Genomic DNA, 25,343 nt, shown 5'->3' with positions numbered 1-25,343 from the left:
ACGATGATTGGGATTTTTTCGAATTGTCTTTCGCAGTTTACCTGCATCCAGAAAGCGGATGCAGGTGAGAATGGCCTAAGAGACAAGAGCATTTGACTCAGACCAGTGAGCTAGCGATACCAGATGCAATTTAACATAATATACATTATGCGCACCAGTGCTGCGCAGGGCCAAAAGTGACGTCTACGACGTGAATCAGTCATACAGCCAACGACCAACCCTGGCAGACTCAATGAGCATACCTATCGTGAAATCCGGCACCTGAGGAATATCGTTTTTGCGGAACGGATTAAGCAAATACTTTAGCGGTAGTTCTGGTGGATAGTATGTTGTGATCGAAAAATCCCCCCTATCTACATCAAATTTTGTGAAAAAATCATCCATCAGAGCCAGTGCTTCATCATCTTCCAACCGTAGATCTGAATCCAAATCCGTTGTCGGAGTCAGTTCTTTTTTCTTAAAAAGGTAAATTCCATCATGGCTTCTTACCAATTCATAAATCCGCTGTTCAAGAGTATCACTTACCATATTTTATCACTTCCTCTGGCAATACGGTTGTAATCCCTGACTGTACGATATGCAATCTGCGACACATCAGAGGCCAGAATAATCCATCCGACAACAGGTATAGCACGACCGGTAAATGCGCTAATTTTTGCAACCATTTTTATTTTTAATGTTGATGGTGGGTATCCACCTATCACAGATGGCAACTGTATTCCCCAGGGAAATTTAGCAGTACCAAATACTTTACGAGAACCACGGGAAGCTAACGAAGTCCCTTCAATGGCACCACGCGGTTTTGTCCGTGTAGGCAAAATATTCAGCCCAGCCACAATAGACACTATCGCCCCGAAATCCTGCACACCTAACTGACTGGCGGTGTTTTCGCAGAAAATCATAAACAGCAACTGACTGGCGCTAAGATTCGAACGCCCAGCATAAAAATAAGTATTATTTAATTCTTCAACTGTATCCATACGATAATCTCCTGCTACATGATAACAATTTGTTCCGACCACCATTCTGTCACACACGCTGTAAGGCATCAATTTCATCAACTGGCCATGTCGATGTCGGAATGACCTGCGGCCGCAAAAAACAGAAAAGCCAGCGATGGCTGATAGCTGAAAAATGAAGATTCGCCCTGCTTCCCGGCGTTCAAAGTGGATTAACGACACGGGCACGAATGAGCATGTACAGCGTTCGTTTGCTGGCGTTGGTGCTTTTGGAGGTAAAGAGCGTACCTATCAGCGGAATTTTTGAAACCCACGATACTGACGAATCAGGTTCACTGTCCCTGTTATCAACCATCCCGCCAAGAAGCACAGTCTGACCAGATTTAAGCTGAACGGTCGTCGACCTACAGGTGCATCAAAACAAATCGCGTCTAGAAACTGACCATTGTTATACAATTAATGCCGTCTTACACCTGACGATAAATATGTGCAACTACAACATCAGTGAATACCCAGTCATTATACTGGAAAATGTGAAATGCCTTGGTCGCTCATGAAATCATGATGTAGAGCTTTTATTGTATGGATGCTCATCAAATTTTATAAGGAAATGATTTTTTCCTTATTAAGGCTGGATTCCTAATGTCATTATCTTTCTGGAAAAAGAAAAAGGTCACCCATGGCGTGGCAATCGAAACAATCACACGACTCGAACTTGCATTAAGCAAACAAAGCAAACAGATTCAGGAGTTAAGCAAAAACATTAGAAGTCTTGAGAGACGGTGTTTATAATTCCCCTGCCAATAGCATTGGATCCCCCTACGATAAATAATTAGTTCAGATTTGATTGATAAAGCAAAGCCGGTTCAAGAAGTTGCCCAGTATAGATTGTCAGATGGTCAAATTGATGGCGAAAACTGGAATGTGGTATGTTCTTAATCACACGTTAAGTAACATATACCATAAACATCGAGCCTTACAACGCCGCTAAGGAAATTGATAATGTCTGACTGGAACCCAACCCTGTACCTGCAGTTTGGTGCAGAACGCTCAAGACCTGCCGCTGAACTGCTGGCTCGCGTTCAGCTTAATGATGTTGTTTCTGCTATCGATCTTGGCTGCGGGCCGGGTAACAGCACTGAATTACTCCACTATCGATGGCCAAATGCCAATATTACTGGAATTGACTCATCGCCATCGATGCTTGAGGAAGCGCGAAAACGATTACCAACCTGCCATTTTATTGAAGAAGATATCCGCCATTTTCAGCCGGAAACGCCTCCGGATGTGATTTATGCCAATGCTTCACTCCAGTGGATTTCCGGTCATGATACGCTGCTCCCATATCTCGTTAGTCTGCTGAAAAATAAAGGATTTATTGCCGTTCAGATGCCTTATAACTGGGATGAACCTTCCCACGTTTTGATGCGTGAAGTTGCTCAGGAACAAGGGCATCCGAATCGAGGACGCGGTCCGTTGCCTAGCGTGCATGCTTATTACGACATTCTCAGTCATGCCGGCTGCGAAGCGGATATTTGGCGCACGACCTATTACCACAAAATGGATTCACATCAGGCGATTATTGATTGGGTTAGCGCGACAGGGTTACGACCGTGGATACAGGATTTGAATGAGCAAGAAAAGCAGCTATATCTTGCGCGTTATCATCAACGGCTGCAGGAGTGCTATCCGAAACAGGCTGACGGGAAGATATTGCTGGCCTTTCCACGACTCTTTATGGTCGCGCAGCGAACCCGCTGAAAGTAAAGGCATCAGGTGATACCGGGTTTCCGGTATCACTATCGTGATTAAACATCGTGAATTGCAAAAAATCGCGCTAGCGCCCTTCTTCCCTCGTCGGTAAATCGGACTTCCCGGTAACCCTCAATACGCTCAATCCAGCCATGAGATTCAAAAGCAGCCAGCAACGCGGCGCCGGCATTGCCGCCCAGATGTGGCCGACGTTCGCTCCAGTCGAGACAGGCACATGCGGTTTTTCGCCGGGTTTGGTTTTTTAACGTCGCGCCAATCTGGTGAAAGCCAGTGAGTCCCACGGGCGAAAGCGCGGTTCCTTCTGAGGTAATCCAGCCTTGTTCCTGCATAAAAGCGTAAATACTGACGGCCACCTCACCGGCCAGGTGATCGTAGCAGGTGCGCGCCTTACGCAAATGTACCGGCGTACTGATTTTCATTGCAGGCTGTGTGCGCATGGAAACGCCCATCAGCGTCTCCAGTAACATAGCGACCTCGCTGCTCGCTAGCCGATAATAACGGTGTCGACCCTGTGACAAACAGCCGATTAGTCGCCCCTGCACTAATTTTGTAAGATGCGCGCTGGCGGTAGATGGTGCGACGTCGGCCACCGCACTCAACTCCGTCGCCGTCCAGGCCCTGCCATCCATCAATGCGCACAGCATGCTAACCCTTGAAGGGTCAGCCATCGCAGTGGCCACTTCTGACATAGCGCTTTCAAGTACCTCGGCGTCATTCTGTGCCGGGGAACTGCTGAGGGGTTTATTCATCCCATTGTCCGGTGATATGAGCGGCAAGCTCGTTATTGTCTGTCAGTAAAATCAGTCGATTAGCATGATCGCTGTACTGTACACGGATGTTAACTCCCTGCTCTGCCAGCACGCTGGCTATCTCACCCAGTTCTCCAGGACGTGCCTGCGTTAATCGCCGAATCAGCGGCTTAGTCACGGCGGCTACCGGTATCCCCGCGTGCTCCAGGACCTTCCGGGCGCGCTCACCGTCCTCAACCAGAAAATGGGCATGAGAGTGGTCACCAACGCTAAAAAGGCCGCCACCTTCAAGCCCAACCCCCATTTTTCCAAGGGTTGAACCCAGCCGTCCCAGCTCTCCGGGAATATTACGCATAATAACGTGGATATCATACATGATGGGAACGCCTCGTTTCAGATGAGTACTCGCGGATGACCTGAACCACCCGAATACGATAGCTGGCAAAGATCGTTTGCTGGCCTTCACGCTGTGCGGCCTGATGCAGAACGTTGCCTTTCCACGCGAGAACCGCATCTTCGTTTTCCCACCAGGAAAGCGATAGAATTTTCCCTTCAGTGCTCAAGCTCTGAAAGCGCTCAATGTCGATAAATCCCTCGATTTTTTCGAGTTCCCGACGAAGTTCAGCAGCAAGTTCAAGGTAGCGTGCTTGCCTTTCGGCAACGGCGTGGGCTTCAAAAAGTACGGCAATCATCGTGATCTCCAGTCGGTGGAATAAGCCCACTATAGCGTGCAGCAAGCTTAATACTTCGATGGGGAACGAAATGTGAATGCCGCGTTAGCGCAAATCATCCAGCAGGCCATCTACCCAGTCGGCAAAGACGCGGACCTTATGCGACAAATGGCGATGCGGATACATCAACGATAATCGTCTCCGCGGGCATGGGTAATTCGGCAATACTTCAACCAGCTGGCCGCTGTCGATATAGGGCTGCAAAAAGAAATTCATCCCCTGTAATAACCCTAAACCTGCCAGTCCGGCGGCAATGTATACCTCGGAATTATCGAGGATAAGCTTACCCGGTAGCGCGATCTCTTCCACGCCCGTCGCCGATTCAAAACGCCAGGGCATCACCTGCCGACTGCTGCTGTTGATCCAATTGACGCCCTGGTGGTGTGCCTGAAGGTCGTCCAGGGTTTGCGGCGTGCCGTGGCGAGCAAGGTATTCAGGGCTGGCGCAGGTGGTCATTTTGATATTGCCGAGGGAGCGTGCGACATAATCGCCATCATCCAGGTCACCCATACGCAATACGCAGTCTAGCCCATCCCGTAACATATCCCGCCGCATGTCGGAGCTGCTGAGAATAAGCTCAAGATTCGGATGTGCGGCATACAAGGAAGGCAAATTCGGAACCACTACCAGGCGAGCGAAGGCGATAGGCATATCCACCCGGAGCTGACCGTGCAGCGGACGGTCAGATGAAAATGACTCCAGCAGATCGTCGGCCTGTGCCAGTAGCGGCTTACTACGACGATAAAATTCTTCCCCTTCCGGCGTCAGATAGATACGTCGGGTTGTGCGCTGTAATAGCCGCACCCCACTCTCTTTTTCCAGCTGCTGAACCGCTTTAGTGACTGCCGGACGGTGAATCTGCAGGTTTTCGGCGGCCTGGCTAAAGCTACCCGCATCGACGATCTCAATAAAAATTTTAATGTTTTCAAACAGATTTATCTGCATGGCGACAAACATCCAGAACGAGGCATTGATTGTTATCCATTTAATAATAGTGATGCACAATTTTCACTATTTTTCAGAACAATAAACACGCCTACACTGCACGCATTCCAGCACACTCGCGCTGCAAAAAGGAAATAACATTATGAAAAATAACCGTATCTGTGAAATTCTTGGCATTGAAAAACCGGTAATTCAGGGGCCACTCTCCTGGTTGACCGATGCCCGACTGGTGGCAGCCGTCAGCAATGCCGGAGGTCTTGGCGTGTTAGGGCCAAACGCCGGGTTAACCGCGGAAACGGCAGTTTCAACCCCGGAAGCCACGGCGGAGAAAATGCGCGAAGAGATCCGTAAAACTAAAAAACTGACTGATAAACCCTTTGGTGTGAATCTGATCCCAAGCGCGGAAAACGATATCTGGACGCCCGCGATTCTGCCGGTTATCAAAGAAGAGGCAGTGAAAGTGGTGGTTTACACCGGATATGGCGATGGCACGATTATTCCGGCACTGTTTGACGAGCTAAAAGCGGCGGGCATTACCATTATTTATCGTGATATCAACCCTACTCCTGAAAACACCCGAGAGGCGGAACGTGCCGGAGCGGACATTATCGTAGCGACAGGATTTGATGAAGGTGGCACATTGCCTGGCACTATTCTGGGGACGTTTTCTATCGTGCCGCTGATTGCTGACGCGGTGGAAAAGGTACCCGTGCTGGCGGCTGGAGGCATCGTTGATAAACGTACGGCCCGCGCGGCGCATGCGCTGGGCGCAGAAGGCGTTTTTGCCGGCTCGGTCTTTATCAGCACCGAGGAGAGTCGCGTACCGTCATCGTTGAAGGATAAGATTGTCGCCGCCAACGGCCTGGACCTGAGCCTGTTCCGCACCCTACCAGACTACTACCGTTCACTGCCGGGAACGCTGACGACTACGTTGGTAGCGATGGACAAAGCCGGTGCCAGCAAAGAAGAACTCGCCAACACCATGGGGGGGTTGCGTGGTCTTCGCGTGGGGATGCTGGAAGGTAATACCGATGACGGCTATGTCTCTTTAGGAACCGGGATTGGCGGTATTCGTAAGGTGGCAAGCGTCGCCGACGTGGTTGAGCAACTCACAGCCTAAGCCCAGGATGAGTGCGGCCAGGCTCATCCCTGGCCTGTACCGTGAATTGGGCCTGGTAGCGAATGCCGCTTGGTAGTTCGGTCATAGCGCACCTACCCGCATGTTGATGGGCCAGACAATCTGCCTTAACGTCTCCGGGTTACCCCACAGGCGACGGATATCCTGGCTAAACGCTTCGACTAGCGCTGATTTTCCGGCCTCTTGCGCCCTTTTCACCGCCGACCACGTTGAGATATACCCCAGCAACCCTTTCAGCGGCCACGCCAGATTGATGGTCATCGCCTGCGTCGGGATTTCTGTAAATGGAAACGCTAGCGTGCGGTAGCCTTCATCGACTAACTGGCGCTCAGCTGGCCAGTACGGGCCAATTTCATCGTAGTAAAACCGGTGAAAGCGCTGTTGGAGTTCTTCATCCAGTTGCATCACACCATAGCTAATCAAGGCCAGTATGCCACCCGGCGCGCTAACTCTGCGTGCTTCGCGGTAAAATGCGTCGAGGTCAAACCAATGCGCTGCCTGTGCGACGGTGATCAGGTTAAAACCGGTGAACGCCTCGGGCAGTTGCTCTGCAGGTGCGGCTACATAGCGGATCGCCGGATGTGGCTCCGCGCTGGCTAACTGGCTTTCGCTAGGATCGGTGCCCACTACGCTGGCAAAGTGTTCCGCCAGTAATCCGGTCAATTGACCCGTACCGCAGCCTACGTCCAGCGCGCTAGCGCGCACTGTCACCAGACCTGCCAGATAGGCACCCAGCGCCGCAGGATATTCAGGCCGATAGCGCGCGTAGTCGCTTCCGCCCTGCGCAAACCAGTTATTTAACGTGACGTTGTCACTCATTGTGAGTCTCCCTGCGCTTTCGCCTCGGCGATACGTTGAGCAAAATCCTTCTCTTCCAGCGCCTTCGCGGTCTGTTCCAGCACCTGTAAAATTGGCCAACCGACCTCTTTCTCAAGCTGATGAATGGCGGTGAAAAGGGTTTTCCAGTGTGACTCGAGTTGGCTTACCAGCGCTTCACCGTGGTCGGTCAGGTGCAGGCCGCTTTTGCGCCCGTCGTCAAGCGGGCCGCGGCGCAGGATGCCGTCCTGCTCCATCAGCGAAACGGATTGGCTCACCGCACCCTGCGTCAGATGAGTCATGGCGGTAATATCGGTAACCGTCATTGCCCCCGCTGCCAGCGCGCGCAGCACGGGGGTATAGCGTGGTCGATAGTTGAGGGACATCTCACGATAAGCGGCTTCGGAGCCGCTATCGATCAGTTCGGCGGAATAGCGCAGGAGTTCGCCAAGTCCTGGGGAATTTTTCATACGTCACGTTGTTCATTCATGGGTTGAATGAAAATACATTAGCGCTAATGTATTTTAAATGCAAATCACCGCGACTCTGGAACCAGCATGATCATTTTAAGCGCCCGGTTGCTCGCTAACTGCCAACTCAGCTGGCGATAGGTCAAATCACCTCGTGTAGCGTGGTGAAAAATACGCTCGCCCCCTTCCCGCACAATCACCTGCTGTTGCGACCAGAATTCACGAAAATCGCTGCTGTTATCGCTGATCTGTTGCACAAAGGCATTAAGCGTTGCGTCGTTAGGATAATGAATTGCGTCGGAACGCAATTCGGCGACGATGCGGCGCGCGCGGACCTCCCAGTTGTCGACCAGTTCACGCGCCAGCGGGTTCTGGAACATAAATCGCATCATATTCGGCTCTGCATCTACGTCCAGCCATCCGGCAAAAAGCGCTGCAGCGCCGGGGTTCCAGGAGAGTACCTGCCAGGTGAGATCCAACAGATAACAAGGTTCAGATACCGCGTTGACGGCGGACAAAATCGTCTGCTCTACCGCCGGAACCTGTTCAACCAGCGGGTCACTTTTATGGGCGAGCAGAAACAGGTACTCCCGTTCCGCCGGTTTAAGCTGAAGCGCAAAGGCAATCCCCGACAGGGTTTGCGCCGAAACGGTGATGTCGCGTCCCTGCTCAAGCCAGGTATACCAGGTGGTGCTGATCCCGCTCATCTGCGCCACCTCTTCCCGCCGCAACCCTTTTGTTCTGCGGCGTGAAAGCACCGGAATACCCAGCATTTCCGGTGAGGTATTTTCCCGTTTGACGCGTAAAAATGCCCCTAGCGCCTCAGGCCCTTTCAGTCCCGTGTTGTCCATGGTAGTAACTCGATATACCAGTATAAGTGGCAATATTGTACCCGTATTAATCCCGGCGTATAGTCCGTTTTAACAAGAACATAACAACAGAGGAAGTCCGGTATGAGCAACCATCATGAAGCATTGGTAAAGTCACAGTTTAGCGGCCAGGCCGCCGCCTATTTACAGAGTAACGTCCACGCCCAGGGGGCCGATTTACGTCGCCTGGCCGAATGGTTAAGCGATGACGCGCAGGCGCATCTGCTGGATGTTGGCTGCGGTGCCGGGCACGCCAGCTTTACTGCCGCTCCGCTGGTCGCAGAGGTCACCGCGTATGATTTATCCGAAGGGATGCTGGCGGTTGTGGAGCAAGAGGCAAAAAATCGTCAATTGATGAACATAACCTGCTCACAAGGCCCAGCGGAAGTATTGCCGTTTGCCGACAACAGTTTCGACATTGTGATTAGCCGTTACTCCGCGCACCACTGGCACGATATTCAGGCCGCGCTGATGGAGATCCGCCGCGTTCTGAAGCCTGGCGGGCGTTTTATCATGATGGATATCGCCTCACCCGGCAAACCGATGCTCGATATCTGGCTGCAAACTATTGAGATGTTGCGTGACCCGTCGCACATCCGCAACTACTCCCAGGGCGAATGGCTGGCGATGGTCAACGGACGCGGCATGATGATTGATAAACTGGTGGGTGATACGCTGCACCTGGAATTTTCATCCTGGGTGGCGCGGATGAAAACCCCGGAGAATATTGTCGGCGCCATTCGCTACCTGCAGGATAAAGTTTCCGACGAGGTGCGCACGCACTTTGCGATCGCCGACGACGGCAGTTTTGTCAGCGACACCATTATGTTCCAGGCGCGCTAATGGCAGTTTGTCGCCATGCTTTTGGCGACAAACCGGTTTCCCGCTTAAAGGCGTTGCTAAATGCGCTAACCGAGGCGTAACCGAGCGATTGGGCCACTTCCGCCACCTGCTCGCCCGCTTCGCTTAGCGCCTGCTCTGCCAGCCTCATACGCCATTGGGTCAGATAGGCAATCGGCGTCATGCCAGCCGTTTCCCGAAAGTGCTGAGCAAATACCGTGCGTGACATCGCGCAGGCTTTAGCCAGTTCATCGAGATGCCAGGCGCGCGCCGGCTCGCCGTGCATCAATTGTAACGCTGGACTCAATCGACGATCGCCCAGAACGCGCAGCCAACCGGCGGGTAACGCATCGTTATTTTGCAGATGCGCACGTAAAATCTGCACGAATAGCAGTTGTGCCAGTTGGGTTGAGACCAGCTGCGAACCGGGCTGATACTGAATACGTTCCTGCACCAGTTGATCCAACAGCCAGCGAAACGAGGTGGCCTGCGGCGAGTTTGCCGGAACGTGGATCCACGGCGGCAGGACGTGCGTTAGCAGTTTGCCGCTGGTTGGGTTCAGCAGCACGTGACCGCCAATATGCTCAACGTCGTTCCCTTCACCAATAGGCGCATGGGGCTTACCAGGCCCAAAGAAAACGCTCATGGCATCAATCGGTTCAACCTCCGGGTCGCTCGCCAGCACGAATGCCCGCTTAGCGCTTAACAGGCCAACGTCACCGGTGGAAAACAGGATCGGCTGCGGTTCACCTTCCAGTAATACCCAGCACTGGCCGCGAAGAATGGCGAAGAATTTGATTTTATCCGGTGCAGGAAAACGCAGCGCCCAGCGGCCACCGGCGGTAAACCCACCGGTCACCAGTGATTCGGCGCGCGTCAGTTTGAGAATGTCAGAAAACGGGTCGATGTTCATTCCCGTACTATCGCGCAACTCAAGCGGACTATCAAGCATTCACAATACGCCTGGTGCTGCTTAATCTATGTCTCAAGCCCATCGCATTAAGAGAATTGTATTATGAGTAAAGCTCGCGTTTTAGTTACCGGCGGCACCGGTTTTATCGCACAACACTGCATTATTGCTCTGCTGAATAACGGATATCAGGTACGCACCACCGTACGTTCCGTAGATCGTGAAGAGGAAGTGCGCCGCAATTTACAGCAAGGTGGCGTTGAGCCAGGCGCAGACCTGTCGTTTGTGGTAGCGGATCTGACCGCTGATAATGGCTGGGACGATGCAGTTGCAGGCTGTCGCTTCGTGATGCACGGCGCATCACCAACCCCTTCTGGCGGCCAGACCGAAGAGGCCGATTGGGTGAATCCGGCCATCGACGGCAACCTGCGCGTCTTGCGTGCCGCCCGGGATGCGGGTGTAGAGCGCGTGGTATTAACTTCAGCGTTTGGCGCTATCGGCGTCGGCCATCCGGCGGATTATCCTCGCCCGTTTACCGAAAACGACTGGAGCGACGTCAGCGGTGATGTCTGGCCGTATCAGAAATCAAAAACGCTCTCCGAACGCGCCGCGTGGGAGTTTATTGCCCGCGAAGGCAACGGTCTGGAATTGTCCTCTATTAACCCGGTCGCGGTGCTGGGGCCGGTATTAGGCGCCGACTATTCCCACTCTACCCGCATTATCAAAAACATGCTGGAGGGTGAACCAGGTTGCCCGAATATCAACTCCTGTTTCGTGGATGTGCGCGACGTTGCCGACCTGCACCTGTTGGCGATGACGCATCCTGCAGCCAACGGCGAACGTTTCCTTGCCAGCGCCGGGCATAGCCTGACAATCCTCGACGTGGCGCAAACGCTGCGACAGGCGCTGGGAGAGGCTGCAAGCAAGGTATCGACGCTGCCAATGAGCGATGAGATGGTTCGCGCCGCAGCGGAGAAAAATCCGGTGATGCAGGGAATGGTGAAATTACTGGGGGTTGATATGAGCGTGAGCCACGAAAAGGCAACGACGCGGCTGGGCTGGAAACCGCGTGACCCGCATAAGGCAATTGTTGCTACCGCTGAAAGCCTTATTGCACTTAATCTGGTGTAGGCATTATCCGGCCTACACCAGTGTGATTAGTTACAGTGTCACGACTATTTTCCCGACCTGCCCGTTGGCTTCCATATAGCGATGGGCTTCGGCAATCTCCTCAAACACAAAGGTTTTATCAATAACCGGTTTCAGTTGACCAGACTTCAGTCCGTCGTAAACAAAGGCTTTCGCCCGCGCCATTTTTTCGGCATCAGTGGTGATCTCAAAAAGTTCATAACCTCTGAATTGCAGGTGTTTACCGAGGATATCCATCACTGGAATTGATAAGTCACGGGCATCCAGCGCCCCATACTGGTAGAAGGTGCCGTTCATCGCCATCGCAGCGGCAAGTTGCGCCACGTCTGGTCCGCCTACCGGGTCAAAGACCAGGTTCACGCCAGCGCCCTGCGTTAGCATGTTCAACTCCGCCGTGAGATCCTGTTCGGTGGTAGCAATCACCGCTTCGGCCCCAGCGTTACGCAACCACTCGTTTTTATGGCTGGTGCGTGACAGCGCAATCGGGCGAGCGCCGAGCATATTGGCAATCTGAATGGCGGCAATCCCCACGCTGCTGGAGGCCGCGCCCATGACGATAAACTGTTCGGCCTGTAGATGACCGTACTCAACCAATGCTCCGTAGGCAGTAATAAACATCATCCAGCTGGCCGCAGCTTCTACAAAGGTCAGATTCTCAGGATGTTTTACCACCGCATGAGCCGGCGCATTGACTAATTCACCGTACATCCCGTACTCGGTAAACATAAAGGAAGGAATGACGCTTACGTTATCGCCGACCACGAACTCGCTGACGTCTGCACCAACGGCTTCGATAATCCCCGCCGCTTCATAGCCCAATTTTGCCGGGAACTGCGGTTCTATCACGTACTGTCCAGTGCGATACATCACTTCGGCGCGGTTAATGCCGATAGCCTTGACGCGAATCTGCACTTCTCCCGTTGCAGGAGCGGCGACTGCCATATCGGTAATGCCCAGGACGTCCGGGCCGCCAGTGCGGTTAAAGGTAACGATCTTTGCCATGTTAAAGCCTCATAGGGGAATATTCGTGAGACTCACTGTACGTCCGACGTGGCGAGGGAAAAAGCCATAGAAACTTACGGCTGTGTTGCCGCAGGATTACCAATTCTTAGCGGCTGAAAAGTTCGCTAAACCAATCAATAAACACGCTTACCCGCGGTGATAAGTGGCGTTTATCAGGGTAAAGCACTGACACGGCTTTCGGTGCGCTGGGGGCGTTAGTTAATACCGGAACCAGCCTGCCTGAGTCGATATAGGGGCGCAGCGCGGCATCTACGCCTTGAATCAGCCCGACCCCCGCCAGTCCGGAGGTTAAAAGAATATCGGAGTTATCAACCAGAATTGCGCTTTCCAGCCGTTTAGCAATCCTCTCGCCGTTCACCACAAATGTCCACGGCATCACCTCGCGGCTGCGGTCGCTAAAGAAATTCACCGCCTTATGCTGCGCCAGATCTTCCAGCGTTTCCGGCCTGCCAAAACGTGCGATATAGCTGGGTGCGGCACAGGTGACCATCGCTACTTTGCCGATCCGACGGGCAATAAAGCTCGAATCTTCAAGCTCTCCCAGCCGTACGACGCAATCAATGCCTTCGGTAATGAGATCGATCCGGCGGTCGGATGAGGTCAGCACAATTTCGATGTCCGGGTATCGGGTGCGAAATTCATCAAGCGCAGGGATTAACACCGAATGCGCCAGCGTTAGCGGAAAATCAAGCCGCAGGCTGCCACGTACCGACGTCATGGGTGAATACGCTGCCATCAGCGCGGTCATCTCAGACAGCAGTACTTTCGCTCGTTGGTAAAACATCTCACCTTCGCTGGTCAGACTCAGTTTGCGGGTGGTGCGATTCAAGAGTTTCGCCCCCAACTCCTCTTCCAACAGCTGAACCGCTTTGCTCACCGCCGGGCGATGCATCTGCAGTTGTTCTGCAGCCCGGATAAAGCTCCCCGATTCAACAACATGAACAAAAATATCCATGTATTCCGTAATATTAGCGCGCATAGCTGACAGATTCCGTTTGCGGAGGAAGGCGGTAAGAAGAGTATACGATGGAGGATATGATGGGTAAATCGAGGATGTTTAGTGACAACGTCACGAATCCATGCAGACCCGTGACGAAATATCAGGCCGTCAGTGAAGCCATATCGATAACAAAACGGTACTTCACATCGCTTTTCAGCATGCGCTCAAAGGCGGCGTTAATGTTTTGAATATCAATCACTTCTACATCAGCAACAATCCCATGTTTGCCGCAGAAATCGAGCATCTCCTGCGTCTCAGCGATGCCGCCAATGCAGGAGCCAGCGACAGATCGACGGCCCAGCAACAGCGGCAATGTGCTGGTTTCTGGCATATCGCCCAGCAGACCAACGAAGACCAGCGTGCCGTCGAGCGTCAGGGTTGGCAGATAGGAATTGACTTCATGAACGTACGGCACGGTATCAATAATCAGATCGAACTGATTTTGCACGTTGGCCATTTGCGCCGGGTCAGTAGAGGCCACCACATGATGAGCGCCCAGACGGCGAGCATCGGCTTCTTTTCCCGGCGAGCGGGTAAACAGCGTCACTTCCGCACCCAGCGCGCTGGCAAGCTTGATGGCCATATGCCCCAACCCGCCTAAACCGATGACGGCGACCTTGCTGTTGGCGTCTACCTTCCAGTGACGCAGTGGCGACCAGGTGGTGATACCGGCGCACAGCAGCGGCGCTGCGCCCAGCAGATCCATATTTTCTGGCAAGTGCAGAACGAAATCCTGACTGGCGACGATCGACTGCGAATATCCGCCGTAAGTCGTGGAATGGTCGTGACGGTCCTGGCCGTTATAGGTCTGGACGTTACCCTCTTCACAATATTGCTCCAGCCCGTGCTGGCACGGTTGGCAAACGCGGCAGGAGTCGACCATGCAGCCAATAGCGGCCAGATCGCCCTGCTTAAATTTGGTCACTGCACTGCCGACTGCGCGTACGCGGCCCACAATTTCATGGCCAGGAACAATGGGATAGGTGCTGAACCCCCAGTCATTTCGCGCCTGGTGCAGGTCCGAATGACACACGCCGCAGTAGAGAATATCGATAACCACGTCATCCGGGCGCGGCTCGCGGCGCTCAAAGGTGAATGGCGCTAGCGGTGTCGACGGGTTTGTCGCAGCATAACCTAACACTTTCATGACGTTACCTCTCATTTCGTGTTTAACTTTCAGCCAGAGTACAACCTATCGCACATTGTTCGCTGACACTATGCCCGCTGGTGCAATACCGTCATGAGCTTAGTTCATGAATAAACGTCCGCCTCAACCATCGCACAAAGGGTTAATTGGCGAAGTTGTAAACGATCGTGCGCTTTTTTGTGCCTTGCCTGCCAATTTGTCAGCATCACGTTAACCATTGCTCTATAATCTTGCGCGCTGCAGTTTCTGCCGGCCCGCTAGAGGGGCTGGAGTGAAAGACAACGGAGTTACGTAAGATGTTACCAGGCAATAAAAATCGTTCCCTTTATATTCCCTACGCGGGACCTGTTCTGTTGGAATTTCCCCTGCTGAATAAAGGCAGCGCGTTCAGCATGGAAGAACGCAGCAACTTCAACCTGCTCGGGCTGCTGCCTGAGGTTGTTGAAAGCATTGAGGAGCAGGCCGAACGCGCCTGGATCCAGTACCAGGGTTTCAAAACTGAAATCGATAAGCACATTTACCTGCGCAATATTCAGGACACCAACGAAACTCTGTTCTATCGCCTGGTTGAAAACCATCTCGATGAGATGATGCCGGTGATTTACACCCCAACCGTTGGCGCCGCCTGCGAACGTTTCTCTGAGATCTACCGCCGCGCACGTGGTGTGTTTATCTCCTACCAGAATCGTCACAATATGGACGATATTCTGCAGAACGTGCCGAACCACAATATCAAAGTGATCGTGGTGACCGACGGTGAACGTATTCTGGGCCTGGGTGACCAGGGGATCGGCGGTATGGGCATTCCTATCGGTAAGCTTTCGCTGTACACCGCCTGCGGTGGTATCAGCCCGGCCTACACGCTGCCGGTAGTGCTCGACGTCGGCACCAACAACCAGCAGCTGCTGAACGACCCGTTATACATGGGCTGCCGTAACCCGCGTATCAGCGACGACGAATATTATCAGTTCGTGGATGATTTCATCCAGGCCGTCAAACACCGCTGGCCAAACGTGCTGCTGCAGTTCGAAGACTTCGCGCAGAAAAACGCCATGCCGCTGCTTAACCGCTACCGCGATGAAATCTGCTGCTTTAACGATGATATCCAGGGTACCGCGGCGGTCACCGTCGGCACGCTGATTGCGGCAAGCCGCGCGGCGGGCAGCCAGTTGAATGAGCAGAGAGTGGTCTTCCTGGGCGCGGGTTCTGCAGGTTGCGGTATCGCTGAGCAGATCATTGCTCAGATGCAGCGTGAAGGCCTGAGCGAAGAGCAAGCGCGTAGCCGCGTGTTTATGGTTGACCGCTTCGGTCTGCTGACCGACCAGATGCCTAACCTGCTCTCATTCCAGAGCAAACTGGCGCAGAAACAGGAAAAAATTCAGGGCTGGCAGCATGACAACGACGAGATCTCCCTGCTCGACGTTGTGCGCAACGTGAAGCCAAACATTCTGATTGGCGTTTCCGGCCAGACCGGGCTGTTCACGGAAGAAGTTATCCGCGAGATGCATAAGCACTGTCCGCGTCCAATCGTAATGCCGCTGTCTAACCCAACGTCACGCGTTGAAGCCACGCCGCAGGACATCATCAGTTGGACCGACGGTCAGGCGCTGGTCGCCACCGGTAGCCCGTTCGCACCGGTCAGCTGGAAAGATACCGTCTATCCTATCGCCCAGTGCAACAACTCCTATATCTTCCCGGGTATTGGTCTGGGCGTGATTGCCTCCGGTGCGTCGCGTATTACCGACGAAATGCTGATGTCGGCCAGCGAAACACTGGCGAAGCATTCCCCGCTGGCTAACCACGGTGAAGGTCTGGTGCTGCCAGAGCTGAAAGATATCCATAAAGTCTCCCGCGCCATTGCGTTTGCGGTCGGCAAAATGGCGCAGCAACAAGGTGTCGCCACCAATACCTCCGCCGACGCTCTGCAAGAAGCCATAGATGAGAACTTCTGGCTGCCGGAATATCGCAGCTACCGTCGAACCTCCATCTAACACCCCCTGTAGCCCGGCCAAGCGTAGCGCCGCCGGGTTATTCCTTCCCGCCCCTGTTGAACAAATGATGATTAGCACGATGCTTTATCTTGTGTAATGTACACGCCTTAAAATGTATGTTGTAACTAATGATATATTCACTAGATTAATATTCACACTGTCGCTACACTGCCATCACCTTTCAACCTGACAACACTAAAAGGAGGCTAATTATGCTGTACTGTGAAATTTTCAATGTTTCACATACATTTGGTGATCGCACCAGCTCAAGCGTTATCGGTATCGTGCTGCGATAACTTCTGCTTGAGCGAAGACATTCACCCCTAAACCCTTCCCTCGGGCTTACTTAGTTATCGTCAGCGATGTTTGACGAGGCATTCCCATGCCTGTAACTCTTGAGTAAGCAAATGAGCACATTACTAACTGCACAATCTCTTCACGTTGAGACGGCGTTCGGCCCTCTTTTTACTGACCTCTCCTTTACCCTGAAAAAAGGCGACCGTATTGGCCTCATCGGCTACAACGGCTGCGGCAAAAGTACCCTGTTACAGGTACTGGACGGCACGCTCGTTCCCTCTTCCGGGCGCGTTGCGTTAGCCAACCATTGTCTGATGGCGCGCGTAGAACAGCATCTTCCTGATGAGTTACTCAACCAGCCGTTGATTGAAGCCGTACTGGCGCAGCTTCTCGCTTCGGTGCGCGAAAGCCAGCGCTGGCAGGCGGAACGTCTGTTGATGGAGATGGGGTTTGCGCCCAATGAGATTGAGCATCCTGCCGCAACGCTCAGCGGTGGCCAGCATACCCGACTACTGTTAGCGCGAGCGTTGATGCTGCAACCGGACCTGCTGCTGCTGGATGAACCGGGTAACCACCTCGACCTGCCTACGCTGCTATGGCTGGAAAACTTCCTCAATAGCTGGAGCGGCAGTTTCGTGCTGGTTTCACACGATAATCCCCTGCTGGATGCCGTCACCAATACTAGCTGGATATTGCGTGATAAAACCCTGCATGCCTTCTCACTGCCTTGCACCGCCGCCCGTCAGGCGCTGGAGGAGCAGGACGAAAGCGATGCGCTGCGTCATAAGGCAGAACAGAAAGAGATCGACCGCGTCACCGCCAGCGCCAAACGGCTGGCCACCTGGGGACGGGTGTACGACAACGAAGATCTCTCGCGCAAAGCCAAGCAGATGGAAAAACAGGTTTCGCGCTTGAAGGAGAGTCAGACAGAACTCACCGCTGGCACACCATGGACGCTCGCGCTACACGGCGATGCGCTGCGGGCAGACCGCTTGCTGGAGATGGATAATCTTCCAGTACCGCCGGCACCGGGGCTTCCACCGCTGTTTACCACCGGTATTGCGCGGTTACAAAGCGGCGACCGTGTCGCCATTATGGGGCGCAACGGCGGCGGTAAATCTTCGCTGTTACGCCTGCTTTGGCGGCAAATGCAGCAGGAATCGACGGAGGCCGGACTGAAGCTGCACCCGCGCCTGAAGCCCGGGTATTACGACCAGACGCTGAACCAACTCGATGATAATGACAGCCTACTGGATGCGCTTGAACCGTTCGAGCCCTATGCAGAAACACGTAAACGCGCGCTGATTTCCGCTGGCTTTGGCTGGGCGCGTCACGGGCAAAAGGTCAGTACCTTAAGCGGCGGCGAGCGCTCCCGCCTGCTGTTTATCGGCCTGTCCCTTGCTCGTTACAGCCTGCTGTTGCTCGATGAACCGACAAACCATCTCGACATTGATGGCAAAGAGGCGCTGGCGCAAACGCTGCGTGAATACCCCGGTGGCCTGCTGTTAGTCAGCCATGACCGTCAGCTCATCAGCAATAGCTGTAACCGCTTCTGGTTAATTGACGAGAACGGACTCAGCGAGTGGCACGATGCGGATGAAGTGTACGAACAGCTTCGTCACCGCATCTGCCCTGATGCGCCGCGTACGGCAGCAGAGCCAGATGAGAAAATTACATCGGAGGCAGATGACCTGCTGGAGCGCTTAATTGAGCTTGAGTGGCGATTAGCCGAAGACCTGGCGCGTAAGCCGAAACATCAGAAGCCACAGTTGCAGCAGCGCTGGCGAGAGGAGATTGCCAACATCAATAATCAGTTAAGTTAACCGACCCGTAGCCCGGCCGAGCGCAGCGACGCCGGGTTTTTACCGCAACATCCAGAAGATCCCGGAGTCGGCGTTCCGCCTCGTCCGGGCTACATTTTACTGTGGGTGCTTCTCTTTCCAGGCGTCCCACGCCTGCTTGATTTCCTGCTTCGCGGCAGCGGCATCATTAAAGCCGTTCAGCTCCACCTTCTTACGCCCTTCCGGCAGTTGTTTGTAGACGCGGAAGAACGCCTGAAGACGCTCCTGTTCTACCTTCGGCAGGTCGCTAACGTTTTTGATATCGTCATAGGTCGGGTCAATTTTGCTGGTTGGCACGGCGATAATTTTGTCGTCCTTCTCGCCACCATCAATCATCTTCAATACGCCAATCGCGCGCAGTTTGATTAGCGTCCCCGGAGCCATTGGCGCTCGGGTATAGAACACCACGTCCAGCGGGTCGCCATCTCCTGCCAGCGACTGCGTCAGCGAACCGTAGTTAGCTGGATACGCCACCGGCATCGACTGGAAGCGGTCGGCGACTAAAAAACCGGTTTTGGCGTCGGTTTCATATTTAATGATGCCACCGGCCGGGATCTCCGTTACCGCATAAAACTCTTCCGGGTTGTTGTCCGGCTGCGGGAAGTCGAGCACGTTGTGAGCCTGTGCGGCGGCAGAAAAAATCAGACTTGCGGCGAGGATAGTTTTTACCAGATGCATTGTGCGTTCACTCTATCGTTATAAGAAAAGCAAAACGACACGGTAGAGTTTACGGATGAATAAATGATGACCGCCGGATGACACAACGATGAACGCTATGTGCTATCAATATGAAAAACCACCAGATTCTGTCCTCTTTCGGCCTTGCTTTTTACCACCCCATCGCTAACTATTAATGAGTATTATTATCAAATGCATATTAACCAGGAGTAGGATTATGAAGGCTGCTGTCGTCACGCATGACCATCAGGTAAACGTCACCGAAAAAACGCTGCGCCCACTGCAGCATGGTGAAGCTCTGTTATCCATGGAATGCTGCGGGGTCTGTCACACCGATCTGCACGTCAAAAATGGCGATTTTGGTGACAAGACCGGGGTGATCCTCGGCCATGAAGGTATTGGGATCGTGAAGGCAATCGGCCCTGGCGTCACCTCTCTGAAAGTCGGTGACCGTGCCAGCGTCGCCTGGTTCTTTGAAGGTTGCGGCCACTGCGAATACTGCAACAGCGGTAACGAAACGCTGTGTCGTTCGGTCAAAAACGCCGGTTACAGCGTTGATGGCGGCATGGCTGAAGAGTGCATCGTCACCGCTGATTACTCAGTTAAAGTACCGGACGGTCTTGATTCTGCAGCCGCCAGCAGCATTACCTGCGCAGGCGTCACCACCTATAAAGCGGTGAAAATCTCGAAAATCAAACCGGGCCAGTGGATTGCGATTTACGGTCTCGGCGGTCTGGGCAACCTGGCGCTGCAGTACGCCAAAAACGTCTTTAATGCCAAAGTGATTGCCCTCGATGTTAACGATGAACAGCTGAAGCTGGCCAAAGAGATGGGCGCGGACCTTATTATCAACTCACGTAGCGAAGACGCGGCGAAACAGGTTCAGGAACTGACCGGCGGTGCACACGCGGCAGTCGTTACCGCCGTCGCGAAAGCAGCCTTTAACTCCGCCGTTGACGCCGTGCGCGCCGGTGGCCGCGTGGTGGCCGTCGGCCTGCCGCCGGAAGCGATGAGCCTCGATATTCCGCGTCTGGTGCTGGACGGGATTGAAGTGGTCGGTTCGCTGGTCGGCACCCGTCAGGATCTGACCGAGGCCTTCCAGTTTGCTGCTGAAGGGAAAGTGGTACCGAAAGTGGCACTGCGTCCGTTAAACGACATCAACGCTATCTTTAAAGAGATGGAACAGGGCCAGATCCGTGGCCGTATGGTTATCGATCTTCGCCATTAATAACCAGAGCCTCTCCCGTTAAGGGAGAGGCTTAAAACACATCAAATAGATTTACAGGAAAGCACTATTCCGGCCAGTTTATCATTTCATCCAACCCCGACATAAATGCGGGAAAATAGCTTTGGTCTATGCCAAAAGTATCTTTGACAATAACGCTGTCGGCCGGATTTTCTGGTCGTAGTGTGATATCAACAGCAACGTTTTCATCATCATCCATTTTAATGAATCGGATATTTAATTGATTTTCTGCACTATCAAAGATGATATTTTCATGCTTATCACCATTGAGTAGAGCAAGATAAAGAGAATTAATTTGTTTTTTTAGCTCTGTTAGCTCACCAACATTAAACGCCGTTGTATATTGAGTCTTTAACTCTGGCAAAATGAACTCTATATAACTATTAATCCAGTCATAAGCAGGCACATCGGGCGTGTTTTCTCGTTCAAATGCTGAAATACGCAATGTTCTTTTTCCACTTATTAACTCTATCATAAATCACCCTACTCATTTATATAGAAAATGTGTAATTGCCCAATCTTTCTCCCTAACAACCACTTCAAGCATGAATTTTTTATGGAAAAAATCCCCTTTTCTGGATTTGTTTTCTACAAGTCTATACATGCTTGTTTCATAACGAAAAAGACCAGGCTGATTTTGCGGATCAGGCATTCGCCTTCCGTAACGAATTGCTTTTTCCTGGATCTGCAAAGGTACATATCGTCCCGGTTCTCGCATATGCTTTGCTGCTGTCTCAGTCATTTTAAGTCGCCTGGCATTCAACCCTAGCTTTAGACGCCCACGCAATAGATTTACAGTTGTTTGGTTCAGCTTAATTGCAGCTACAGTTCTGGCCTGAGTTTGCAACAATCCCCGACCTAACTGGAAAATTCGAAATGCGCCAAAAGCGAGTAAAGCGAGATCGGTAGGATCGATCAACGGGGTTTTGAGTGGCGCTTCCTCGAAGCGTATCAGTAAACCATCAGCATCATAAATTCGCCACAAGCCGGGAGCCTGTAAAAGCGAATAGCCAATGCACAAGCCACTCTCATCATCAACAATTGGCTTAACATTATGAGGCAGGTTTCCAGGGCGAATATAAAAATACTCTCCAGGGGGACATAAAGAGGTGAACGTATAATAATGTCCACTCTCTTCTGCTTGTGCAATTCCATTTACCATATAATCAATCCTTTTCATATGCTCAAATAGCAGCGATTAAAGTAATTTATTCTTCGCATTTGACATAGTTAATACGTGCCATATAACGTGCATAAAGCAGCAGAGACGACATCGCCAGGAACGACAGCGCCGCCGCCGGTAGCGCCACCGAATTCCAGCCGAAATTCATCGTAATCATCAACCCGCCAAAGAAAGCGCCAATCGCACTGCCGAGGTTAAAGGCAATCTGCCCACCAGCGGCCCCGAGCATTTCACCGCCCTTCGCATTTTGCAGTAGCAGGATTTGCAGCGGCGCGGACAGCGCAAACAGACCCGCGCAGCAGATAAACGCCAACGTCAATGACGCCACCTTAAAGCCGCCGAGGGCAAAGATAAGCAGCAGCGCCACCACGATAACGAAATCGGTTGTGGCCGCAATACGCAACGGGCTGTAGCGCCCGGAGAGCTTACCGCTGAGGATATTGCCCAGCACCATCCCCAACCCCACCAGCATCATAATGAACATCATGGCCCCTTCGGAAAAACCAGAAACGTTCATCATAAACGGCTTGATATAGCTGAACCAGGCGAATACCCCGGCGTTCCCGAACATGGTCGCCGCGAAGATAAGCCACGGCGCGGGGCTTTTCAAAAAGTGGAACTGCTCGCGAAGACGCGCGTCGGATTTATCAAACAGCGTCGGCACCCAGGCCACAATTGCCACCAGCACCGCCACGTCAAATAGCGCAATCGCCAGGAAGGTATAGCGCCAGCTAAACTGGTGCCCCAGCCAGGTTCCCGCAGGTACCCCCACCAGATTCGCCACCGTCATCCCGGCGATCATCCCCGCCACCGCCGCCGTCACCCTGCCACGAGGCGCAATCTTCGACAGAATAATCGCCCCCACGCCAAAAAACGCCCCGTGCGGAAAGCCCGACACCAGACGCCCAATCGCCAGCATCACATAGCTCGACGAAAAGGTAAAAATGACGTTGCCGAGTACGCAGAGTGCCGCTAGCAGCAGCATGATGGATTTCAGGGAGAAGCGCGTGGAAAACAGCGCAATAATCGGCGCGCCGATCACCACGCCGAAGGCATACCAGGAGATCATATTGCCCGCTGCCGGGATCGAGATCCCTACATCATGCGCCAGCTCCGGCAGCACGCCCATAATGCCAAATTCCGCCATCCCCAGGCCAAACGTGCCTAGCGCCAGCGCAAAAATTGTCTTTTTCATCCCTCTAATCACTTGTTTCTGTTGAGTTTGCAGAGGGGCATTATTGACCATTCATGGGGTGCAGACCAGACAAAAAGGTGCGGTAACGGGTTTATCCATATATACAGCGCGAATGATTCATATCTGAGGTCGCCATTGGTGCGTAATGCAACAGGTGAATATTTTCTGGAAGGCGGCGCGCAAAGGCGGAATCTGGCTAATTGTGTTTTAACCGGAACGGCGGATAATCGTCCTATTCTTCACAAGGAGGTCAATATGAAATCAAACAACACGGTTAAGGAAATGCCGAAAAATTCCACGACAAAAGGTTCAACGAGTAACGCCTTGCCTTGCGATATCAAAAAGGGCAACAACGCTAATGAAGATCGTGAATTTATCAACAGAATGAATGCGTTTACGCAAATAACAGGACTGTTAACCGACGATCCCTTTTATGAGGTACTTTAATGTGCCGCCAATTTGATGTTTATCGAAATCCGTCGGAAAGAACCCGTCATATTCATCCGTATATTATGGTGATCCAACATGACTATTATGGCGATCTTTCAACACGACTAGTGCTTCCTTTAAGTCGTCATGCTTATTTAAACGGTTATTACCATCAGGCAACGCCGTTGGTGAATATTGACTTCCAGACAGTGGTAATCAATACACCATCAATAACCAGCATAAATAAAGGTAAGCTCAATAACCGACATTTTATCTGTAATTTACGCAGTGAACGCTCAAGCGCCATATCAGCCATCGATGCTCTCATTACAAACACATGAGTCCTGCAATACCACAAACAAAAAGAGCGGCTTAACGCTCCCCCTCAAGGGACACTAAACCGCTCTTCACTTCCGAAAAGAATCCTTACTTCATCCCTTCCGAACTCTCTTTCTTCGCCTCTACCCGCTCAACTTCACGATACCAGCGCGGATGGTGTTTCTGCGCCCAGCGACGACTCACTTTGCCTTCAATCATCCCCTTAATAGATCCTTTAACCCAGAACGCCATATACATATGGATAAGGATCGCGTGGATCAGAATGATGGCTGAAGCAGCATGAATCAGCAACGCGTAGCGAATCACCTGAATCGGGAAGAACGGCGCAAAGTAAGGACGCCAGATAATCACCCCGGTCACCAGCAGCACGAAAATCATGCTCATGATGGTCCAGAACATCATCTTCTGGCCGGCGTTATATTTCCCGACCTTGGCCACTTTATGCTCGTTGCCTTTCAGGACTTCGACAATTCCCAGCACCCACGGAATATCCTGCTTATCCGGAATGTTGTGATGCACGAAGCGGGCAAACATAAACATCAGCACCACGAAGATCAGTACGCCGAAGAACGGGTGCAGAATACGTCCCATCTGCGGCGTACCAAAGGTTTCGGTCAGCCACTGCAGCGTCGGGAAGAAGAACGAAATCCCCGATACTGCCACCAGGAAGAAGCAGATAGCCACCGTCCAGTGACAGGCGCGGTCGATAAACTTGGTGCGCACAATCATTTTCGACTTACTCATGGCCATCCTCCTCTTCGTCATCGTCCACTTCTTTGTTCGGGCCAATACCGATGTAGTGATAAATCAGCCCGGCAAAGGTGGCGATAAAGCCCGCGGCGGAGAGTGGTTTCAGCGCCCCTTTCCACAGATTGATACTGGTATCGATAGCCGGATCCTTCGGCAGCTTGTGATACAACTCTGGCTGATCCGCATGATGCAGCACGTACATCACATGGGTGCCGCCCACGCCTTCCGGATTATAGATACCGGCATGTGGGTAGCCGCGTTTCTTAAGCTTATCGACGCGCTCCTGCGCTACGTCCAGCATCTCTTTCTTGGTGCCGAAGTGAATCGCTCCGGTCGGACAGGTTTTCACACAGGCCGGTTCCTGACCCACGCTCACGCGGTCTACGCACAGGGTACATTTATAAACGCGGTTATCCTCTTTGCTGAGGCGCGGAATATTAAACGGACACCCGGCGATGCAGTAACCGCAGCCGATACAGTTTTCCTGCTGGAAATCGACGATCCCGTTGGCGTACTGAATAATCGCCCCGGCGGACGGGCACGCCTTCAGGCAGCCCGGATCCTCACAGTGCATACAGCCGTCTTTACGAATCAGCCACTCCAGCTTGCCGTTCTGCTCGGTTTCGCTAAAGCGCATCACCGTCCAGGACTTGGCGCTCAGATCCGCTGGGTTATCGTAAACCCCGACGCAATGCCCTACCTCGTCGCGAATATCATTCCACTCGGAGCAGGCCACCTGGCAGGCTTTACAGCCCACACAGGAGGAGACATCAATCAGCTTGGCAACTTCTTCCTTATAGTCCCGCGCACGAGGCGCGGGGGTAATCGGGTTGGTTGCAGAGCGTTTAATAATGTCTTGTGTTTCCATCGCCATT

Annotated in this window: 29 protein-coding genes; 9 read left to right on the top strand and 20 right to left on the bottom strand. The window is 52.7% G+C overall.

Going from position 1 to position 25,343, the window contains the following annotated elements; all coding sequences use genetic code 11:
- Window positions 1-195: 195 nt before the first annotated feature.
- The 3 genes from AB2B48_RS05985 to AB2B48_RS05975 form a co-directional block, all read right to left on the bottom strand.
- A complete protein-coding gene (locus AB2B48_RS05985; protein ID WP_368301098.1) occupies window positions 196-528 on the bottom strand; it encodes a DUF1493 family protein in 333 nt (110 codons plus the stop codon).
- Window positions 522-980 carry an STM2901 family protein gene (locus AB2B48_RS05980; RefSeq protein ID WP_368301097.1) on the bottom strand — a complete coding sequence of 153 codons (459 nt, stop codon included), beginning with the start codon at window positions 978-980 and terminating at the stop codon, window positions 522-524. Before AB2B48_RS05980 ends, AB2B48_RS05985 begins: the two co-directional genes overlap by 7 nt.
- Window positions 981-1,161: 181 nt before the next feature.
- Entirely contained in the window at window positions 1,162-1,314 is a 153-nt protein-coding gene (locus AB2B48_RS05975) for a hypothetical protein (protein ID WP_368301920.1), read from the bottom strand.
- Window positions 1,315-1,961: 647 nt separating this feature from the next.
- Between AB2B48_RS05975 and tam the strand changes: the two genes are divergently transcribed.
- Complete coding sequence (tam, locus tag AB2B48_RS05970; RefSeq protein WP_368301096.1) at window positions 1,962-2,720, top strand: trans-aconitate 2-methyltransferase; 759 nt, start codon at window positions 1,962-1,964, stop codon at window positions 2,718-2,720.
- Window positions 2,721-2,767: 47 nt separating this feature from the next.
- Here the strand turns inward: tam and AB2B48_RS05965 are convergent, their stop codons facing one another.
- From AB2B48_RS05965 to AB2B48_RS05950, 4 genes are all read right to left on the bottom strand, one after another.
- Window positions 2,768-3,481, bottom strand: a complete 714-nt coding sequence (locus tag AB2B48_RS05965; RefSeq protein WP_368301095.1) for an ArsR/SmtB family transcription factor — start codon at window positions 3,479-3,481, stop codon at window positions 2,768-2,770.
- Window positions 3,474-3,857 carry an amino acid-binding protein gene (locus AB2B48_RS05960; RefSeq protein WP_220440089.1) on the bottom strand — a complete coding sequence of 128 codons (384 nt, stop codon included), beginning with the start codon at window positions 3,855-3,857 and terminating at the stop codon, window positions 3,474-3,476. The genes AB2B48_RS05965 and AB2B48_RS05960 overlap by 8 nt, the downstream gene beginning before the upstream one ends.
- On the bottom strand, window positions 3,850-4,173 hold the full coding sequence (locus tag AB2B48_RS05955) for an antibiotic biosynthesis monooxygenase family protein (RefSeq protein WP_368301094.1): 324 nt from the start codon (window positions 4,171-4,173) through the stop codon (window positions 3,850-3,852). Before AB2B48_RS05955 ends, AB2B48_RS05960 begins: the two co-directional genes overlap by 8 nt.
- Before the next feature lie 84 nt (window positions 4,174-4,257).
- A complete protein-coding gene (locus AB2B48_RS05950) occupies window positions 4,258-5,151 on the bottom strand; it encodes a LysR substrate-binding domain-containing protein (protein ID WP_368301919.1) in 894 nt (297 codons plus the stop codon).
- Between the two features lie 148 nt (window positions 5,152-5,299).
- On the opposite strand from AB2B48_RS05950, the gene AB2B48_RS05945 reads away from it, so the two are divergent.
- A complete protein-coding gene (locus AB2B48_RS05945; protein ID WP_368301093.1) occupies window positions 5,300-6,277 on the top strand; it encodes an NAD(P)H-dependent flavin oxidoreductase in 978 nt (325 codons plus the stop codon).
- Between the two features lie 81 nt (window positions 6,278-6,358).
- Here AB2B48_RS05945 and AB2B48_RS05940 read toward each other — a convergent pair whose 3' ends face one another.
- The 3 genes from AB2B48_RS05940 to AB2B48_RS05930 all read right to left on the bottom strand — a co-directional run bounded on the left by AB2B48_RS05940 (window position 6,359) and on the right by AB2B48_RS05930 (window position 8,432).
- Complete coding sequence (locus AB2B48_RS05940; RefSeq protein ID WP_368301092.1) at window positions 6,359-7,114, bottom strand: class I SAM-dependent methyltransferase; 756 nt, start codon at window positions 7,112-7,114, stop codon at window positions 6,359-6,361.
- A complete protein-coding gene (locus AB2B48_RS05935) occupies window positions 7,111-7,581 on the bottom strand; it encodes a MarR family winged helix-turn-helix transcriptional regulator (protein ID WP_368301091.1) in 471 nt (156 codons plus the stop codon). Before AB2B48_RS05935 ends, AB2B48_RS05940 begins: the two co-directional genes overlap by 4 nt.
- A gap of 65 nt (window positions 7,582-7,646) precedes the next feature.
- Window positions 7,647-8,432 (bottom strand): helix-turn-helix transcriptional regulator, encoded by a 786-nt coding sequence (locus AB2B48_RS05930; RefSeq protein WP_220440085.1) that lies wholly within the window; start codon window positions 8,430-8,432, stop codon window positions 7,647-7,649.
- A 102-nt stretch (window positions 8,433-8,534) separates the two neighbouring features.
- On the opposite strand from AB2B48_RS05930, the gene AB2B48_RS05925 reads away from it, so the two are divergent.
- A complete protein-coding gene (locus tag AB2B48_RS05925) occupies window positions 8,535-9,293 on the top strand; it encodes a class I SAM-dependent methyltransferase (RefSeq protein ID WP_185666312.1) in 759 nt (252 codons plus the stop codon).
- On the opposite strand, the gene AB2B48_RS05920 is transcribed toward AB2B48_RS05925, so the two are convergent.
- The gene (locus tag AB2B48_RS05920) at window positions 9,274-10,242 is read right to left on the bottom strand and encodes an AraC family transcriptional regulator (protein ID WP_368301090.1); all 969 of its coding nucleotides are present in this window, start codon (window positions 10,240-10,242) and stop codon (window positions 9,274-9,276) included. The two genes, AB2B48_RS05925 and AB2B48_RS05920, sit on opposite strands and share 20 nt — an antisense overlap.
- Window positions 10,243-10,305: 63 nt before the next feature.
- On the opposite strand from AB2B48_RS05920, the gene AB2B48_RS05915 reads away from it, so the two are divergent.
- Complete coding sequence (locus AB2B48_RS05915; protein WP_368301089.1) at window positions 10,306-11,331, top strand: SDR family oxidoreductase; 1,026 nt, start codon at window positions 10,306-10,308, stop codon at window positions 11,329-11,331.
- Window positions 11,332-11,361: 30 nt separating this feature from the next.
- Here AB2B48_RS05915 and AB2B48_RS05910 read toward each other — a convergent pair whose 3' ends face one another.
- From AB2B48_RS05910 to AB2B48_RS05900, 3 genes are all read right to left on the bottom strand, one after another.
- Window positions 11,362-12,351, bottom strand: a complete 990-nt coding sequence (locus AB2B48_RS05910; RefSeq protein WP_368301088.1) for a zinc-dependent alcohol dehydrogenase family protein — start codon at window positions 12,349-12,351, stop codon at window positions 11,362-11,364.
- Window positions 12,352-12,457: 106 nt separating this feature from the next.
- A complete protein-coding gene (locus AB2B48_RS05905) occupies window positions 12,458-13,351 on the bottom strand; it encodes a LysR substrate-binding domain-containing protein (RefSeq protein WP_368301087.1) in 894 nt (297 codons plus the stop codon).
- Window positions 13,352-13,472: 121 nt separating this feature from the next.
- The gene (locus tag AB2B48_RS05900) at window positions 13,473-14,519 is read right to left on the bottom strand and encodes an NAD(P)-dependent alcohol dehydrogenase (RefSeq protein WP_368301086.1); all 1,047 of its coding nucleotides are present in this window, start codon (window positions 14,517-14,519) and stop codon (window positions 13,473-13,475) included.
- Window positions 14,520-14,815: 296 nt separating this feature from the next.
- Here AB2B48_RS05900 and AB2B48_RS05895 point away from each other — a divergent pair, with 296 nt between their 5' ends.
- Both AB2B48_RS05895 and AB2B48_RS05890 read left to right on the top strand, forming a co-directional pair.
- Entirely contained in the window at window positions 14,816-16,510 is a 1,695-nt protein-coding gene (locus tag AB2B48_RS05895; protein WP_333010754.1) for an NAD-dependent malic enzyme, read from the top strand.
- A 407-nt stretch (window positions 16,511-16,917) separates the two neighbouring features.
- Complete coding sequence (locus tag AB2B48_RS05890) at window positions 16,918-18,630, top strand: ATP-binding cassette domain-containing protein (RefSeq protein WP_368301085.1); 1,713 nt, start codon at window positions 16,918-16,920, stop codon at window positions 18,628-18,630.
- A 96-nt stretch (window positions 18,631-18,726) separates the two neighbouring features.
- Here the strand turns inward: AB2B48_RS05890 and AB2B48_RS05885 are convergent, their stop codons facing one another.
- Entirely contained in the window at window positions 18,727-19,326 is a 600-nt protein-coding gene (locus tag AB2B48_RS05885; RefSeq protein WP_368301084.1) for an inorganic diphosphatase, read from the bottom strand.
- A 217-nt stretch (window positions 19,327-19,543) separates the two neighbouring features.
- Here AB2B48_RS05885 and adhP point away from each other — a divergent pair, with 217 nt between their 5' ends.
- Complete coding sequence (adhP, locus tag AB2B48_RS05880) at window positions 19,544-20,554, top strand: alcohol dehydrogenase AdhP (protein WP_368301083.1); 1,011 nt, start codon at window positions 19,544-19,546, stop codon at window positions 20,552-20,554.
- A gap of 64 nt (window positions 20,555-20,618) precedes the next feature.
- Here adhP and AB2B48_RS05875 read toward each other — a convergent pair whose 3' ends face one another.
- Genes AB2B48_RS05875 through araJ form a run of 3 tightly spaced genes read right to left on the bottom strand, consistent with a single transcriptional unit; the run spans window position 20,619 to window position 22,950 of the window.
- Window positions 20,619-21,047 carry a hypothetical protein gene (locus tag AB2B48_RS05875; protein WP_368301082.1) on the bottom strand — a complete coding sequence of 143 codons (429 nt, stop codon included), beginning with the start codon at window positions 21,045-21,047 and terminating at the stop codon, window positions 20,619-20,621.
- A gap of 12 nt (window positions 21,048-21,059) precedes the next feature.
- Window positions 21,060-21,734, bottom strand: a complete 675-nt coding sequence (locus tag AB2B48_RS05870) for a hypothetical protein (protein ID WP_368301081.1) — start codon at window positions 21,732-21,734, stop codon at window positions 21,060-21,062.
- Window positions 21,735-21,780: 46 nt separating this feature from the next.
- Window positions 21,781-22,950, bottom strand: a complete 1,170-nt coding sequence (gene araJ / locus AB2B48_RS05865) for an MFS transporter AraJ (RefSeq protein ID WP_368301080.1) — start codon at window positions 22,948-22,950, stop codon at window positions 21,781-21,783.
- 138 nt (window positions 22,951-23,088) lie between these two features.
- Between araJ and AB2B48_RS05860 the strand changes: the two genes are divergently transcribed.
- Together AB2B48_RS05860 and AB2B48_RS05855 are read left to right on the top strand one after the other, a co-directional pair.
- A complete protein-coding gene (locus AB2B48_RS05860; RefSeq protein ID WP_368301079.1) occupies window positions 23,089-23,397 on the top strand; it encodes a hypothetical protein in 309 nt (102 codons plus the stop codon).
- Window positions 23,397-23,720, top strand: a complete 324-nt coding sequence (locus AB2B48_RS05855; protein ID WP_368301078.1) for a CcdB family protein — start codon at window positions 23,397-23,399, stop codon at window positions 23,718-23,720. Before AB2B48_RS05860 ends, AB2B48_RS05855 begins: the two co-directional genes overlap by 1 nt.
- Before the next feature lie 85 nt (window positions 23,721-23,805).
- Here AB2B48_RS05855 and fdnI read toward each other — a convergent pair whose 3' ends face one another.
- Together fdnI and fdxH are read right to left on the bottom strand one after the other, a co-directional pair.
- Window positions 23,806-24,462, bottom strand: coding sequence for a formate dehydrogenase-N subunit gamma (gene fdnI / locus AB2B48_RS05850; RefSeq protein WP_368301077.1), 657 nt, complete (start codon window positions 24,460-24,462; stop codon window positions 23,806-23,808).
- Complete coding sequence (gene fdxH / locus AB2B48_RS05845; protein WP_220440075.1) at window positions 24,455-25,342, bottom strand: formate dehydrogenase subunit beta; 888 nt, start codon at window positions 25,340-25,342, stop codon at window positions 24,455-24,457. Before fdxH ends, fdnI begins: the two co-directional genes overlap by 8 nt.
- Between the last annotated feature and the right edge of the window lies 1 nt (window position 25,343).

It is taken from the genome of Kluyvera sichuanensis (assembly GCF_040930405.1).
Classification (GTDB): domain Bacteria; phylum Pseudomonadota; class Gammaproteobacteria; order Enterobacterales; family Enterobacteriaceae; genus Kluyvera; species Kluyvera sichuanensis.
Note: the sequence above shows the minus strand (reverse complement) of the source record. Positions and strands in the feature narration are given on the sequence as shown.